This is a genomic window from Comamonas aquatica (genome assembly GCF_018064205.1).
Taxonomy (GTDB): Bacteria; Pseudomonadota; Gammaproteobacteria; order Burkholderiales; family Burkholderiaceae_C; genus Comamonas; species Comamonas aquatica.
In genome coordinates this window covers 2,800,203-2,814,871 of record NZ_CP072916.1, presented here as the reverse complement: position 1 = coordinate 2,814,871, position 14,669 = coordinate 2,800,203, and the positions used below count along the sequence as shown (strand labels likewise).

Below are 14,669 nucleotides of genomic sequence, written 5' to 3'. Positions count from 1 at the left end.
TGGCCGGGTCTGCGGTGGGCGCTTGGCCGCTCATCCGCATCCCACGGCCCGCCTGGGCCCAGCGTCCACACGTTCGGAGGGCCCTGCCCCCGCTGTCGATCCCGCGACGCGCCGGACCCGCGCGGGCCCCGACAATCCCATCCCGGTACCCTTGTTTTCTTTTCACCGCCTGCTGCGAACGGCCTGCCATGCATTACCTGCTGACCTACCACTACACCGACGATTACCTGGAGCGCCGCGGCGCCTACCGCGACCAGCACCTGCGCCTGGGCTGGGAGGCGCATGAGCGCGGCCAGCTGCTGCTGGGCGGCACCGTGTGTGCCCCGGCCCACAGCGCGGTGCTGGTGTTTGTCTGCGACAGCGCGCAGACGGTGGAGGACTTCGTGCAGGCCGACCCCTACTTCCAGCACGGCCTGGTGCGCAGCCACACCATCCAGCCCTGGAGCACGGTGCTGGGCGCCACGGCCAGCACGCCCGTGTACCCGGCCAAGCCGGCCTGAGGGTTGCTGGGGTCCGCCCCAGTCGCTTCGATATAAAGAGCGCATGGCGCGCGTTCAAACAAGGTTTGCGATGCATTCGATGCTGAAACCCTTGTAGAACGAGCACCACGCGCTCTTTTTTTGCGCGGTGTTCGCCCGCGTGGCTCAGCAGGGCCAGGTCTGCATGCGGTAGGCGCTGTCCCAGAACATCCACTCCAGCCGCGCGGCGTCGGTGTAGGCCGCGTGCATCTCGGCCAGCGTGCGGGCATCGGCCTGCGCGGCCACGGCATCCACGGTGGCGCGCACGGCGCGCACATGGGCGTTGAACTCGTCTCCGCCATAGGTGTCGATCCAGCCCTGGTAGGGGTTGTGCGCCACGCTGCGCGCCTGCAGGTGCACACCGACTTCGGCATAGATCCAGAAGCAGGGCAGCAGGGCCGCCAGCGCGACGGGGTAGGAACGGCTCCAGGCCACGGACTGCAGGAAGTGGCAGTAGTGGTGGCAGGTCGGCGACAGCGGCGTGCGGGCAAACTGCTCGGCGCTCACGGCGTATGTCTGCATGAAGCTGTGGTGCAGCTCCCGCTCGGCCACCACGGCCTCCTGGGCGGCGGCGGCAAACTGCACCACACCCGGCGCATCGTCGGCCTTGGCCGCAGCCACGGCCAGGGCGCGGCCAAAGGCGACCAGGTAGTGCGCGTCCTGGATCATGTAGTGCTGGAACACGTCGCGCGGCAGGCTGCCATCGGCCAGGGTCTGGTTGAAGGGCAGGGCCAGCGTGGCCTCGAACAAGGCCAGGTTCTGTTGCCAGGCCTGCTGGCTGAATGTGGAAGAGTTGCTCATAAGACAGAAAATATGCACACAATGTCAAACTATGCCGCCAAGGGGCGTGCCCGCGCCCGGCCTGTGGCCAGGGCCCGAGCCCGGGCGGAGCACCGCCCGCCAGCGGCCGACGACAGATTGCCGACAGAGAGATCATCATGCATTTAGTGACCTGGAATACCCAATGGTGCTGTGGCCTGGATGGGCGTTCCGATCCTGCGCGCATCGTGCAGGCGGCGCAGGCTCTGGGTCATTGCGATGTGCTTTGCCTGCAGGAGATCGCGGTGAACTACCCGCAGCTGGCAGGCCAGCCCGGCGACCAGGTGGCGCAACTGCAGGCCCTGCTGCCGGACTGGCAGATCTTCTTTGGCGCGGCCGTGGACGAATGGACACCGGCCGGCCGCCAGCGCTTTGGCAACCTGATCGCCACGCGCCTGCCGGTGCTGCAGGTGCAGCACTACCCCCTGCCTTATCCGGCCGACGCGGGCGTGCGCAGCATGCCCCGCATGTGCACCCAGGTCACGGTGCAGGACCCGCAACTGGGCGCCGTGCGCGTGCTGACGACGCACCTGGAGTACTACTCCAAGCGCCAGCGCATGTCGCAGGTGCGCTACCTGCGCCGCCTGCACCTGGAGGCGCTGTCGCAGCTGTGCTGGGCGCCGCAGCCCGCGCAGGATGGCTCGCCCTTCCAGACCAAGGCCCACACGCCGCATGCGGTGCTGTGCGGGGATTTCAATTTCGAGGCCCATGAGCCCGAGTACGAAGCCATGGGCTCCCAGGCCGGCGTGATCGAATGCCTGGATGCCGGCTGGCCCGAACAGGTCGTGGGGGCCCGCTGGCACGATGCCTGGCGGGTGCTGTCGCCCCAGACGCCCCAGCCGCCCACCTTCAAGCTGTTTGACCGGACCTATGGCCCCGATCCCGTGGCCTGCGATTTCGTCTGGCTCAGCGACAGCCTGCGCGCGCAGGTGCGCAGCCTGGACGTGGATGGCCAGACCCAGGCGTCGGACCACCAGCCCGTGCGCGTTGTCCTCGGTGCGTAGTTCCGGACTGCAGGGGCTGCCGCGCAGCCTGCTCTGGCTGGGCTGCCTGCTGGTGCCGTTGGTGGCCCAGGCCCTGCCCAGCCCGCAAGAGGTGCGCCGCGGCTTTCAGCCTTCGGAAACCTACATCCTGTCGCGCGAGGGCGAGCTGCTGCAGCGCCTGCGCACCGACATGCAGGTGCGCCGTGGCCAGTGGGTGGAGCTGAGCGACACCTCGCCCGCGCTGCGCATGGCCTTGTTGGTCAGCGAGGACAAGCGCTTCTACGCCCACAGCGGCGTGGACTGGAAGGCTGTGTCGGCCGCCGCCTGGGGCCAGCTGTGGCACCGCCGCACGCGCGGGGCCAGCACCATCACCATGCAGCTGGCCGGCTTGCTGGACGAGGACTGGCGTGCCAGCAACCAAGGGCGCAGCGTGGGGCAGAAGCTGGGCCAGGCAGTGGCCGCCACGCAGTTGGAGCGCCAGTGGCGCAAGGACCAGATCCTGGAGGCCTACTTGAATCTGCTGCCCTTCCGGGGCGAGCTGGTGGGCATCGATGCCCTCAGCCGCAGCCTGTTTGGCAAGGCCGCGCATGGCCTGGACGCGGTCGAGGCCGCGATCGCCGCCGCCCTGGTGCGGGGCCCGAACGCCAGCCCCGAGGTGGTGGCCCAGCGGGCCTGCGGGGTCTGGCAGGACATGCAGGCCTGGGAGTCGCGTGCCGCGCCGCCGGCCGCAGACTGCGGTGCGATTGAATGGCGCACGCAGCAGAGCCTGCGTGCGCGGCTGTGGCCGGCCAGCGAGGGCCTGGCCCCGCACTGGGCCCAGCGCGTCTGGCAGTCGCAGCGCGAGGCGGCACAGGCCCCGTCCGCGCGGGTGACGACCACCGTCAGTGCCCCGGTGCAGCGCCTGGCGGTCGAAAGCCTGCAGCGCCACCTGCGTGAGCTGCAGGGCCGCAATGTCGAGGACGGCGCCGTGCTGGTCCTGGACAACGCCAGTGGCCAGGTGCTGGCCTGGGTGGGCTCGTCGGGCGGGCTGAGCCAGGCCGCCGAGGTGGACGGGGTGCTGGCCTGGCGCCAGCCGGGCTCCACCCTCAAACCGTTCCTGTATGCCCAGGCGCTGCAGGAAGGGCGGGTGACGGCGGCGTCCCTGCTGGAGGACTCGCCCGCGCACATCGCCACGCCGTCCGGCCTGTACATCCCGCAGAACTACGACCGCAAGTTCAAGGGCTGGGTGTCCGTGCGCTCGGCCCTGGCAGGGTCGCTGAACGTGCCTGCCGTGCGCACCCTGGTGATGGTGACGCCGGACGCGTTTTTTAACCAGCTGCGCCAGCTGGGACTGCCGCTGCGTGAAAACGCCGGGTATTACGGCTACAGCTTGGCGCTGGGCAGCGCAGAAGTGCCGCTGCTGCATCTGACGAATGCCTACCGGGCCTTGGCCAACGGCGGCCAGTTTGCGCCCGTGGCACCTGCGGTTTTGGGTGCAGCGCCGCGCGCCAAGCCGGTGCAGGTGCTGTCGCCGCAAGCTGCATTTGTGGTGGGCGATATATTGTCGGACGCCCAAGCCCGCGCCAGCACCTTTGGGCTGGACAGCGTGCTGGCCACACGGTTTTGGACGGCGGTGAAAACCGGCACCAGCAAAGACATGCGCGACAACTGGGCCCTGGGCTGGTCGCAGCGCTACACCGTGGGCGTGTGGGTGGGCAATGCCTCGGGCGAGGCCATGCATGGCGTCAGTGGCAGCAGCGGTGCAGCGCCCATCTGGGCCGACATCATGGCCGCGCTGCATGCGCGGCTGCCCAGCCGTGCACCGTCAGCGCCTTCAGGCTTGCGCCCGCAGGCGGTGCAATTTGTGGCGGCTGCGGGTGCCGCGGCACTAGAGCCGGGACGCAAGGAGTGGTTTCTGGAGGGAACGCAGCAGCCGGTGTTTGCTATAGAAGGTGAAGCTGCTAGCGCTCCATATTCAAGCACTTCAGGTATGAAAGTATCTGAAAAGACTATGAATCAAGCGCAAGCAGCTATCAAAAATGTGTTGCCTGCCGTGCATGCCCAGATTGCGCAGCCGGTCAGCGGCACCATTTTGGCGCTGGACCCCGACATTCCACCCCAGCACCAGCGGCTGCAGCTGCAGGCCAGGCCTATGGGGGCGGGCAGCGCCGGTTGGCAGCCGCAGGGGCTGCGCTGGCAGTTGGTGACGCGCCAGCCGCACGGGGAAACCGTGCGCCAGGAGCTGGGGCGTGGCAGCCCTGTGGCGTGGTTGCCTTGGCCGGGGCGCCACCGGCTGGAGCTGCGGGATGCCGCAGGCCAGTTGCAAGACAGTGTGGAGCTGGAAGTGCGCGGTGCAGGCACACGCCAGCCACAGGCGGCACCTTCACCAGTGCCTTCAGCACGTTCGCGCTGAAGGTGCGGGGCGGTCCAATCGGGCGCAGAGAATCAGCGCTCGCGCACCAGCAAGTCGCCGGTGATCTCGGCCACGTTTTTCACGCTGGTCAGCGTCATGGCCACGCGCATTTCTTTTTCCAGCAGGTTCAGCAGGTTGGTCACGCCCGCGCCGCCTTCGGCGGCCAGTGCGTAGATGAAAGCGCGGCCAATCATGGTGCAGTCTGCGCCCAGGGCCAGCATGCGCACAATGTCCAGCCCGTTGCGGATGCCCGAGTCGGCCAAGATCTTGATCTGGCCTTTGACCGCGTCAGCAATCGCGGGCAGGGCGCTGGCCGAAGACAGCACGCCATCGAGCTGGCGGCCGCCGTGGTTGGAGACGATGATGCCGTCGGCACCAAAGCGCACGGCATCCTTGGCATCTTCCGCGTCCAGAATGCCCTTGATGACCATAGGCCCCTTCCAGGAGTCACGAATCCATTCCAGGTCTTTCCAGGAGATGGAGGGGTCAAAGTTGGCCCCCAGGTAGCCCATGTAGTCTTCCAGGCTGACGTTTTTGCCCATGTAAGTGGAGATGTTGCCCAGGGTGTGCGGACGGCCCAGCAGGCCCACGTCCAGCGCCCACTGTGGGTGCAGCACCGACTGCACATAGCGGCGCATGGCCGCGTTGGGGCCGCTCATGCCGGAGTGTGCGTCGCGGTAGCGCGCTCCCGGCACGGGCATGTCGACCGTGAACACCAGGGTGGAAACGCCGGCCGCCTGCGCACGCTCCAACGCGTTTTTCATGAAGCCGCGGTCTTTGAGCACGTACAGCTGGAACCACATGGGGCGGTTGAGCTTGGGGGCGACTTCCTCGATCGGGCAGACCGAGACGCTGGACATGGTGAAGGGAATGCCTTTTTGGTCAGCGGCCATGGCGGCCTGCACTTCACCGCGGCGCGCGAACATGCCCGTCAGGCCGACGGGGGCCAGCGTGACGGGCAGCGATAGCTTTTCGCCAAACAGCTCAATGCTGGTGTCCAGCTGGCTCATGTCTTTGAGCACGCGCTGGCGCAGGGCCACGTTGGCCAAGTCATCCACGTTGCGGGCCAGCGTTTTTTCTGCATAAGCACCACCGTCAATGTAGTGAAACAGAAACGGAGGCAAACGCTTTTGTGCCGCAGCACGGTAGTCGGTGGTGGAGGAAATAATCATGACGAGGTCGCAACAGAAGGTGAAAGGCGTCCCAGGCGCTGCAGCCGGGCCGTGTCTGCATCGGCTTGGGTGAGTTTGTCGTGGACAAAATTCAGGTGATCGCTGATCACGCTGCGGGCTTGCTCCGGCTCGCCATTCAAAATGGCTTGCATGAGCTGGTAGTGCTGTTGCGTCAATTGCTCCAGCACTTTGGTGTTGTCATGCACAAACATCAGGCGGCGGTTTTCGGCCACGGTGTTGAGCATCAGCTCAAACAGGCTGCGCATGACTTGCACGATGACGGCATTGTGGGAAGCCTCCGCAATCGCCAGATGGAACTGCGCATCGGCATTCGCAGAGGCTTCGGTATCTTGCAGGTGCTGGTAGCGCAGCAAAGCGTCAAAGCTGCGCTGAATGCGCGTCTTGTCCTGGGCGGTTGCGCGCTGGGCCGCATGCCAGGCGGTGCTGACTTCCAGGCTTTGGCGGGTTTCCAGTACGTCGTAGCGGTACTGGGGGTCATCGCGCACCAGGGGAACCAGCGGGGAGATGACCTGATCATGCCAGTTGGGCTGGATGGGTGGGGTTTGCACAAAGGTGCCAGCCCCGACACGGCTCTCCAGCAAACCGCGGCTGGAGAGTTTTTGAATGGCTTCGCGCAGTGCGGTGCGCGACACACCCAGATCTTCGGCCAGTTGCCGCTCGGCGGGCAGACGCTGGCCGGGCTGCAGCTGGCGCTGCTGAATGAGGGTGTGGAGCTGCTCGGCTATCTGATCGGAAATTCGCATGTGGGTGACTCGGTCCATAACGCTGCAAGCGAATTCGTTGGTCCTGTCGAGATAGCCGAGGCAGCTGCTTTAGCGCGCAGCGGCCAGGTTTTGGCCTTGGTGCCCGCTAGCTGCCAAAGGCTTGCCCTTGGTCATCGACAGGGCCGCCAGCACCACCACCAGCCACACGGCAGCAGCCACCCACCAACCCAGGCTACCGGTGATGAGCGCTTGGCCAATCAAGCCCGCTTGGATGCAGTAGTAGGCCATAGGAACCAAGGTCTTGCGGATGACTTCACCTTCACGGTTCATCATGCCCACCACAGCGCCCGCAGCGACCACGTTGTGCACGCAGATCATGTTGCCTGCAGCACCGCCCACAGCCTGCAATGCCACGACGACGGCGGACTGGTCCAGATTCAGGGCAATTTGCTGTGCCGTAGAGAACTGGAAGTAGGCAAACATCATGTTGCTGACCGTGTTGGAGCCTGCAATGAATGCACCCAGGCTACCCACCCAAGGCGACACGTTGGGCCATGCATTGCCGGCCAGGGCGGCGGCACCCTGTGCCAGCACCAAAGGCATGCTCAGCATGGAGCCGTCAGCTGATGCGGAATTGATGAACACCTGCACCATCGGCACGGCCAGCAGCAGGGCGGGCGCCGCCTCCACCATGGTGTGTGCGGAAGACTTCACAGCGCGACCATATTGGCCTTGCTTCATGCTGAAGATCAAGATACAGGCCAGCGATGCCAGGATCAGGATGAAACCGGGCGAGTACAGGAACTGTGCCGAGGGCGAGATATTGGTGCCAAACAGCGCAGGAATCTTCAGCGTGGTCAAAGGGCCGGTCAAAAAGGCCTTCAGCGGTGCCACGGTGCGAGTGAGGATCAGCAGGGCAACCACCAGCACATAGGGAGAAAACGCACGCAGTACCGAGAACTTGGCAGCGCTGGTCGCAGAGCTGTCAGCATCGTTAGAGACGGTGCCCAGCCACTTTTGCTCCCACGCTGCACGGGGAGGAAAGTCAAAGCTTTGTTTGGGAACCAAAAAGCCTTTTTTGGCAGCGCTGATCACGATGACCAGACCCACCAGTGCACCGACCATCGAGGGGAACTCAGGGCCTAATACGCGGGCAATCAGGTAGTAGGGCAGGGTGAAGGCCACGCCGGCAAACAGTGCAAATTTCCAAGCCTTGAGGCCTTCGGTGAAGGATTGTTGGGCACCGAAGAAGCGGGTGAGCATGCCGCACAGAATCAGCGGAATCACGAAACCCACCAGCGCGTGAACCATGGCCACGTTTTCCACGATTTGCTGCAGGTACTCCAGCGGCTGCATGGGGGCCAGCAATTGCGCCACATCGGTCTTGTTGTCAATGCCCGAACGCACGCCCACCAGCATGGGGGTGCCTACCGCGCCAAAGGACACAGGGGTGGACTGGATGACCAGCACCGCCATGACCGCAGCCATGGCTGGGAAGCCCAGGGCCAGCAGCAAAGGAGCGCCCACGGCGGAAGGGGTACCAAAGCCCGACGAGCCTTCAATCAGCGAACCAAACAGCCACGCCACGATGATGACTTGCACGCGGCGGTCTGGAGAGACATCCATGAAGCCTTGGCGAATGGCCAGCAGTGCACCGCTTTCTTTGAGGGTGTTGAGCAGCAACACTGCACCGAAAACGATAAACAGCAAGGTGATGGCCGTTACCACTCCGTTGATGGTGGCGGCCGCGATTACCGCACCGGGCGCCTGCCACACAAACAGTGCCAGCAGTGCTGTGACCAAGTAGGCCGAACTCATGGAGAGTTTGGCCGACCGCCCTAAAACCACCATCAAAAGAAACACCACCGCAATCGGGGTGAGGGCTAAAAGCGTGTGTCCAATATTCATGTGTGATGTCTCCAAGGGTGGCTGCGCACGGGCGCGTGGCTTATGAATGCCACGTCACCTTTGCATGGTTTTAATTGGTCGTACCAATATTATTTAATGTTGAGCTGCAGATTGTAAAAGTCATTGCATGGACTCTATTTAACGGTTTTTGTCTGTTTTTTCGTGGTTTACCCTTGTTTTTTGTTGATTGGTCATACCAATCTGTGTGCAAGTTCAATGCTTATCCACACGTAGGGAGTGCGATTGCATAAGCCCGCTTTGGCACCCCATCGATGGCTTTCGGTAATGCAGCGTTTAAAAAATGCAGCACAGGCATTGCGCTGCATCTAAGTGTCAAGTCCAGGATGATTGGCTGCTTAAAAACAAGCGCCCTTTGCTCCATGGTCGAGAAGGTGCTGCACGCCAGCGGTGGTGTGGCGCTGTACCCCGACCATGCCCTGCAGTGGGATGCGCTGCTGCACTGTGCCGATACGGCGATGTACGCGTCCAAGCAGGCCGGGCGCCACCAGATTCGCTTGTACCAGGTCCACGCAGAGGCTGCGTTGCTGGCGCGGGCGGAAGTCGCCGCACAGGCGGTCGTCGGCCCCAAGGCGTAAGCCACACTTTTCGCCATCTTGCTTGCGCACGGTGTGCATGCCCAGGCTGGGTGGTGGCAGGGCTTGGAGTGCATGACGACGCACTACGATATGCGCCATGACTGCAATGACTGAATGAAGAAGGGCTGACCTGTGGCTGACCTGTCCAAAATAACCTGTATTGAAGACCTGCGCGTGATCGCCAAGCGCCGCGTGCCGCGCATGTTCTATGACTATGCCGATTCGGGTTCGTACACCCAGGGCACCTACCGTGCCAACGAGCAAGAGTTCCAGAAGATCAAGCTGCGCCAGCGCGTGGCGGTGAACATGGAAGGGCGCAGCACGCGCACCACCATGGTCGGCCAGGACGTGGCCATGCCGGTGGCGATCGCGCCCACGGGCCTGACGGGCATGCAGCACGCGGATGGCGAGATACTGGCGGCCAAGGCGGCCAAGGCCTTCGGCATCCCCTTCACGCTGTCGACCATGAGCATTTGTTCGCTGGAAGACATTGCCACCCACACCGACCGCCATCCCTTCTGGTTCCAGCTGTACGTGATGCGCGACCGCGGCTTCATGGAGCGCCTGATCGACCGCGCCAAGGCGGCCAACTGCTCGGCGCTGCAGCTGACGCTGGACCTGCAGATCCTGGGCCAGCGCCACAAGGACATCAAGAACGGCCTGTCGACCCCACCCAAGCCCACGCTGGCCAACCTGATCAACCTGGCCACCAAGCCCCGCTGGTGCCTGGGCATGCTGGGCACGCGGCGGCGCAGCTTCGGCAACATCGTCGGCCATGTGGATGGCGTGGGCGACATGTCCTCGCTGTCGTCGTGGACGGCCGACCAGTTTGACCCGCGCCTGAACTGGGGCGACGTGGAGTGGATCAAAAAGCGCTGGGGCGGCAAGCTCATCCTCAAGGGCATCATGGATGTGGAAGATGCCCGGCTGGCCGCGCAAAGCGGTGCGGATGCGCTGATCGTCAGCAACCACGGCGGCCGCCAGCTGGATGGCGCGCCGTCGTCCATCGAGGCCCTGCCCGCGATTGCGCAGGCCGTGGGCCAGGACATCGAGGTGTGGATGGACGGCGGCATCCGCAGCGGGCAGGACGTGCTCAAGGCGCGCGCGCTGGGCGCCCAGGGCACCCTGATCGGGCGCAGCTTCCTGTACGGCCTGGGGGCCTTCGGCCAGGACGGCGTGACCCGCGCGCTGCAGATCATCCAGAAGGAGCTGGACACCACCATGGCCTTCTGTGGCCACACCAACATCAACAACGTGGGCACCGACATCCTGCTGCCCGGCACCTACCCCCAGCCCTGGCACGACCGCGGCTGAGCCGTGCGCCGGCACCTGCCGCGCAGCGTCGCAGGTGGGTGGGCGTATTGAAAAAACAGAGCGGCTGGCGCTCGTGCAGACTGGAATTCAATGTCAAAAGCATCTGAAACCAAGGTCTGACAAGCGCCAGCCGCTTCTTTTTTATCTGTCGTTGCTGGCTGTGCCCGCCGTCGCCAATCGGCGCGAGACGCCCCGGCCCCCGCGCCGTATGCTGCCAGCCCATGTCTGAATCGCTTGTTTCCTGGATGTGGCTGTGGGTGCCCATCACCCTGTTTGCGGCCCTGGCCCAGACCGTGCGCAACACGGCCCAGCGCAGCCTGACCCAGCAGCTGGGCACGCTGCCCGCCACGCTGGTGCGCTTTCTGTACGGCCTGCCGTTTGCGGCCGTGTTCCTGCTGCTGCTGTACGTGCTGCCGGCGCAGCCCCCGGCGCTGCCGCATTTCAGCGCCGCCTACCTGGCCTGGATCACGCTGGGCGCGGTGTTCCAGGTGGCGGCCACGGCGGCGCTGCTGCTGGCCATGAAGGAACGCAATTTCGCCGTGGCGGTCACGCTGTCCAAGACCGAGATCCTGCAGGTCGCCCTGTTCGGGGCTGTGTTCCTGCACGAGTTGCCCACGGCCCTGGCGCTGGCGGCCATGGTGATTGCCACCGTCGGCGTGCTGCTGCTGTCGCTGCCGCCGCGCGGGCAACTGCTGTCGCTGCAGGCCTGGTTCAGCAAGTCGGCGCTGTACGGCCTGGCCTGCGGCGCGTGCTTTGCGATTGCGGTCATCGGCTTTCGCGGCGGTGCGCTGGCACTGCAGGCGCAGACGCCGTGGCTGTCGGGGGCCTGGGGCGTGCTGGTGGCCCAGACCCTGCAAAGCATCGTGCTGGGGGCCTGGGTGGCCTTCAAGACGCCGCAGGGCATCCGGCCCATCTTCCGGGCCTGGCGCATCTCGCTGCTGGCCGGCTCCATGGGGGCGGCGGCCTCGCTGGCCTGGTTTACCGCCTATGCCATGCAAAGCGCGGCGGCGGTGCGCACCCTGGGCATGGTGGAGGTGGTCTTCAGCTACCTGGTGTCGCGCCGCATGCTCAGCGAGCAGTTCAACCGTGCCGAGCTGCTGGGCATGGCGCTGATGGTGCTGGGACTGGTGCTGATCTGCCTGCAAGGGGTCTGAAACTCTGGCGACAATAGGGCGGTGCGCCCTGCCGACCTGCCCCGCCGTATCGCCCATCTGGACATGGACGCCTTCTTTGCGTCCGTGGAACTGCTGCGCTACCCGCAGCTGCAGGGCCTGCCGGTGGTGATCGGCGGCAGCCGCCACACGCCCGAGCATGAACAGGCCCTGCTGGACCGTTGGGGCACGCTGGCGGCCATTCCCGTCGAGGCTTTTCCGCGCCTGGGCGGCTATGTGGGGCGCGGCGTGATCACCACCGCCACCTACCCTGCGCGGCAGTTCGGCGTGGGCTCGGCCATGGGCATGATGAAGGCGGCGCGCCTGTGCCCGCAGGCCATCCTGCTGCCCATCGACTTTGCGCGCTACCGCCAGTTTTCGCGCGCCTTCAAGCAGGTCATCCTCTCCATCGCGCCGGTGATGGAGGACCGCGGCGTGGACGAGGTCTACATCGACTTCACTGAGGTGCCCGGCGGCCAGGACGAGGGTGGGCGCGTGCTGGCCGCGCGCATCCAGGCCGCCATCCGCGCCGAGACGGGCTTGACCTGTTCCGTGGGGGTGGCCCCCAACAAGCTGCTGGCCAAGATGGCCAGCGAATTCGAAAAGCCCCAGGGCATCTCCATCGTCCAGCCGCAGGACCTGGCCACGCGCATCTGGCCCTTGCCGTGCCGCAAGATCAATGGCATCGGTCCCAAAGCCGGTGCCCGGCTGGAGCAACTGGGTATCCAGCGTATTGGCGAGCTGGCCGCCTGCAGCCTGCCCTGGCTGGTGCAGCATTTCGGCAAATCGTATGGGGCCTGGCTGCATGCGGTGTCGCACGGGCTGGACGATCGCCCGGTGGTCACGCACAGCGAGCCGGTCAGCATGAGCCGTGAAACCACCTTCGAGCGCGACCTGCATGTGCGCGAGGACAAGGCGGAGCTGGGCGCCATCTTCACGCGCCTGTGCGAACGTGTGGCCGAGGACCTGCAGCGCAAGGGCTATGCCGGCCGCACGGTGGGCGTGAAGCTGCGCTACGCCAACTTCAAGAGCGTGACGCGCGAGGTGACGGTGGAGCACTACACCCAGGATGCCGCCACGATCCGCCGCATTGCCGGGCAGTGCCTCAAGCGCGTGCCACTGGCCCAGAGCATTCGCTTGCTGGGGGTGCGCGTGGGCAGCCTGGTGCACTGGGATGCCCAGGCGCACAAGGCCGATGGACCACCGTTGCCTGGTGCGCGCCGTCCCCCGGGGGCAGCGCCGATCCGCTGTCGCTGCCGCTGTTTTAGCCCGCGCCGACGGTGTCCGTGAGGGTGTGCACTGGTTTGGTGCTTAAAAACATGGCAATTGTGAGCAACTGCAACCTGGCTGTGCGATGATGTGAGGTTTTCTTGCGCGCGGCCGTGGTTTGCTTATGGCAAATCAATGTGCACGGGCGCAGGTTGTGTCAGCTAGTTTGGAGAGACAGCGTGCGAGCGAATTTCCCCGTTACCCAAAACAATTACGACTTTCCGGGCGATGAACTGCTGGTATCGGTGACCAATACCAAGGGCGAGATCACGCACTGCAACCCGGCGTTTGTGCGTGTGAGTGGCTATGTGTATGAGGAGCTCATCGGGCAGCCACACAACCTGATCCGCCACCCGGACATGCCCGAGGGGGCATTCAAGGACATGTGGCGCACGATCGGCAACGGCTATCCCTGGACGGGGATCGTGAAGAACCGCCGCAAGAACGGCGACCACTACTGGGTGCGCGCTAACGTCACCCCCATCATGGAAGGGGGCCGGCCCCAGGGCTATCTGTCGGTGCGCACCAAGCCGGCGGTCCAGGACATCCAGGCGGCCGAGGCGCTGTATGCGCAGATGAACCAGGAAGCCCAGGCAGGTGCCGAAACCATGCGCCTGCGTGCCGGGGAAGTACGCCGTCTGGGCTGGCGCGGCCTGTGGGCGCAGCGCAGCGATGTCGGCCTGCTGGCGCGCATGGTGCTGATGCTGGCCACCGTGGCGGCACTGACCTTGCTGCCCGATGTGCTGGGCTGGCAGGGCGTGGCGGCCTGGGGCACGCGCCTGGCGGTGCTGCTGCTGGGCGGTGCCTGGGTGGCCTGGCGCTTCGAGTCACGCTGTGTGCGCGGCATCGAACAGGCCAGTGCCTGGGCGGCCCAGATGGCCAGTTGCAACCTGTCGAGTACCTGCAGCCACAACTACACCGGCAGCGTGGGCACCCTGATGGCCCGCCTGCAACAGATCCAGATCAATCTGCATGCGGTGGTCGGTGACGTGCTGACGGAGGTCCAGGGCTTCAACGACATGTCCAAGGAGATGGCGCACGCCAGCCTGGACCTGGCCAAGCGCACGGAGTCGCAATCGTCCAGCCTGCAGCAGACGGCCGCGTCGATGGAAGAGATCGCCGGCACGGTGCTGCAAACGGCCGAGACCGCCCAGCAAATGGAGCAGGAAAGCAACCAGAGCAAGACCGTCGTGGGGCGCAGCGGACAGGCCATCCAGGATGTTGGCGGGGCCATGGAGCGCATACGCGCATCGTCGACCCGCATGAGCGAAATCATCAGCGTGATCGAAAGCATCGCCTTCCAGACCAATCTGCTGGCCTTGAACGCGGCCGTTGAAGCGGCCCGTGCCGGCGAGCAGGGCCGTGGCTTTGCCGTGGTGGCGGGCGAAGTGCGCGCCCTGGCCCAGCGCAGTGCCTCGGCGGCCAAGGAAATCAGCGTGCTGATCCACCAGACCGTGGATGGCATCAACGACGGCAATGCGCGCATGCAGGCCGCCGGCAAAACGATCGACGGCATGGTCGAAGCCGTGGAACGCGTCAGCCACCTGGTGCGTGAAATCAGCCTGGCCACGCGCGAGCAATCGCAGGGCATTGCCCAGGTTAACGAAGCCGTGGCCAACCTGGATTCCATGACCCAGCAGAACGCCGCCTTGGTGGAGCAGTCCACGGGTTCTGCGGAACAGCTGAACACGAACGCCCAGCGTTTACAGCGCTCGGTCTCGTTCTTCAAACTGACGTGAGCATGACTGTCACCGACAAGCAGCCCCAGGGCTGCTTTTTTTATGCCGGTTTGTGTAACAACTTAGACGCTGAAACCGGTGAG

The 14,669-nt window shown here is 65.0% G+C and carries 12 protein-coding genes; 8 read left to right on the top strand and 4 right to left on the bottom strand.

The genetic code is table 11. The annotated features are described in order from the left end of the window. Positions 1–188: 188 nt before the first annotated feature. On the top strand, positions 189–500 hold the full coding sequence (locus KAQ61_RS13295; RefSeq protein WP_210929474.1) for a YciI-like protein: 312 nt from the start codon (positions 189–191) through the stop codon (positions 498–500). A gap of 144 nt (positions 501–644) precedes the next feature. Here the strand turns inward: KAQ61_RS13295 and tenA are convergent, their stop codons facing one another. After that, a complete protein-coding gene (tenA, locus tag KAQ61_RS13290) occupies positions 645–1,319 on the bottom strand; it encodes a thiaminase II (RefSeq protein WP_210929473.1) in 675 nt (224 codons plus the stop codon). Between the two features lie 137 nt (positions 1,320–1,456). On the opposite strand from tenA, the gene KAQ61_RS13285 reads away from it, so the two are divergent. Beyond that, positions 1,457–2,341, top strand: a complete 885-nt coding sequence (locus KAQ61_RS13285) for an endonuclease/exonuclease/phosphatase family protein (protein WP_210929472.1) — start codon at positions 1,457–1,459, stop codon at positions 2,339–2,341. Further along, positions 2,286–4,712 carry a penicillin-binding protein 1C gene (gene pbpC, locus KAQ61_RS13280; protein ID WP_210929471.1) on the top strand — a complete coding sequence of 809 codons (2,427 nt, stop codon included), beginning with the start codon at positions 2,286–2,288 and terminating at the stop codon, positions 4,710–4,712. The genes KAQ61_RS13285 and pbpC overlap by 56 nt, the downstream gene beginning before the upstream one ends. Positions 4,713–4,744: 32 nt before the next feature. Here pbpC and lldD read toward each other — a convergent pair whose 3' ends face one another. The 3 genes from lldD to KAQ61_RS13265 all read right to left on the bottom strand — a co-directional run bounded on the left by lldD (position 4,745) and on the right by KAQ61_RS13265 (position 8,517). Further along, positions 4,745–5,884 (bottom strand): FMN-dependent L-lactate dehydrogenase LldD, encoded by a 1,140-nt coding sequence (gene lldD / locus KAQ61_RS13275; protein WP_210929470.1) that lies wholly within the window; start codon positions 5,882–5,884, stop codon positions 4,745–4,747. Next, positions 5,881–6,648: a transcriptional regulator LldR gene (lldR, locus tag KAQ61_RS13270; protein ID WP_210929469.1), complete on the bottom strand. Its 768-nt coding sequence runs from the start codon at positions 6,646–6,648 to the stop codon at positions 5,881–5,883. The genes lldD and lldR overlap by 4 nt, the downstream gene beginning before the upstream one ends. A gap of 69 nt (positions 6,649–6,717) precedes the next feature. Beyond that, a complete protein-coding gene (locus KAQ61_RS13265; protein WP_043380712.1) occupies positions 6,718–8,517 on the bottom strand; it encodes an L-lactate permease in 1,800 nt (599 codons plus the stop codon). Between the two features lie 272 nt (positions 8,518–8,789). Between KAQ61_RS13265 and KAQ61_RS13260 the strand changes: the two genes are divergently transcribed. The 5 genes from KAQ61_RS13260 (at position 8,790) to KAQ61_RS13240 (ending at position 14,586) form a co-directional block, all read left to right on the top strand. Next, positions 8,790–9,113 (top strand): diguanylate cyclase domain-containing protein, encoded by a 324-nt coding sequence (locus KAQ61_RS13260; protein WP_338026713.1) that lies wholly within the window; start codon positions 8,790–8,792, stop codon positions 9,111–9,113. A 132-nt stretch (positions 9,114–9,245) separates the two neighbouring features. Then, positions 9,246–10,427 (top strand): alpha-hydroxy acid oxidase, encoded by a 1,182-nt coding sequence (locus KAQ61_RS13255; protein WP_276514445.1) that lies wholly within the window; start codon positions 9,246–9,248, stop codon positions 10,425–10,427. 221 nt (positions 10,428–10,648) lie between these two features. Beyond that, complete coding sequence (locus KAQ61_RS13250; protein WP_183303123.1) at positions 10,649–11,581, top strand: DMT family transporter; 933 nt, start codon at positions 10,649–10,651, stop codon at positions 11,579–11,581. 63 nt (positions 11,582–11,644) lie between these two features. Next, positions 11,645–12,868 (top strand): DNA polymerase IV, encoded by a 1,224-nt coding sequence (gene dinB, locus KAQ61_RS13245; protein WP_210931915.1) that lies wholly within the window; start codon positions 11,645–11,647, stop codon positions 12,866–12,868. A 158-nt stretch (positions 12,869–13,026) separates the two neighbouring features. Next, positions 13,027–14,586, top strand: a complete 1,560-nt coding sequence (locus tag KAQ61_RS13240) for a methyl-accepting chemotaxis protein (protein ID WP_162524662.1) — start codon at positions 13,027–13,029, stop codon at positions 14,584–14,586. Positions 14,587–14,669: the final 83 nt, after the last annotated feature.

Bases quoted from the DNA above. Each gene is read 5' to 3' on its own strand.
- KAQ61_RS13250 (WP_183303123.1), top strand. From the start codon at position 10,649: ATGTCTGAATCGCTTGTTTCCTGGATGTGGCTGTGGGTGCCCATCACC.
- lldD (WP_210929470.1), bottom strand. From the start codon at position 5,884: ATGATTATTTCCTCCACCACCGACTACCGTGCTGCGGCACAAAAGCGT.
- KAQ61_RS13265 (WP_043380712.1), bottom strand. From the start codon at position 8,517: ATGAATATTGGACACACGCTTTTAGCCCTCACCCCGATTGCGGTGGTG.
- KAQ61_RS13285 (WP_210929472.1), top strand. From the start codon at position 1,457: ATGCATTTAGTGACCTGGAATACCCAATGGTGCTGTGGCCTGGATGGG.
- dinB (WP_210931915.1), top strand. From the start codon at position 11,645: ATGGACGCCTTCTTTGCGTCCGTGGAACTGCTGCGCTACCCGCAGCTG.
- KAQ61_RS13260 (WP_338026713.1), top strand. From the start codon at position 8,790: ATGGCTTTCGGTAATGCAGCGTTTAAAAAATGCAGCACAGGCATTGCG.
- KAQ61_RS13295 (WP_210929474.1), top strand. From the start codon at position 189: ATGCATTACCTGCTGACCTACCACTACACCGACGATTACCTGGAGCGC.
- lldR (WP_210929469.1), bottom strand. From the start codon at position 6,648: ATGCGAATTTCCGATCAGATAGCCGAGCAGCTCCACACCCTCATTCAG.
- tenA (WP_210929473.1), bottom strand. From the start codon at position 1,319: ATGAGCAACTCTTCCACATTCAGCCAGCAGGCCTGGCAACAGAACCTG.
- pbpC (WP_210929471.1), top strand. From the start codon at position 2,286: ATGGCCAGACCCAGGCGTCGGACCACCAGCCCGTGCGCGTTGTCCTCG.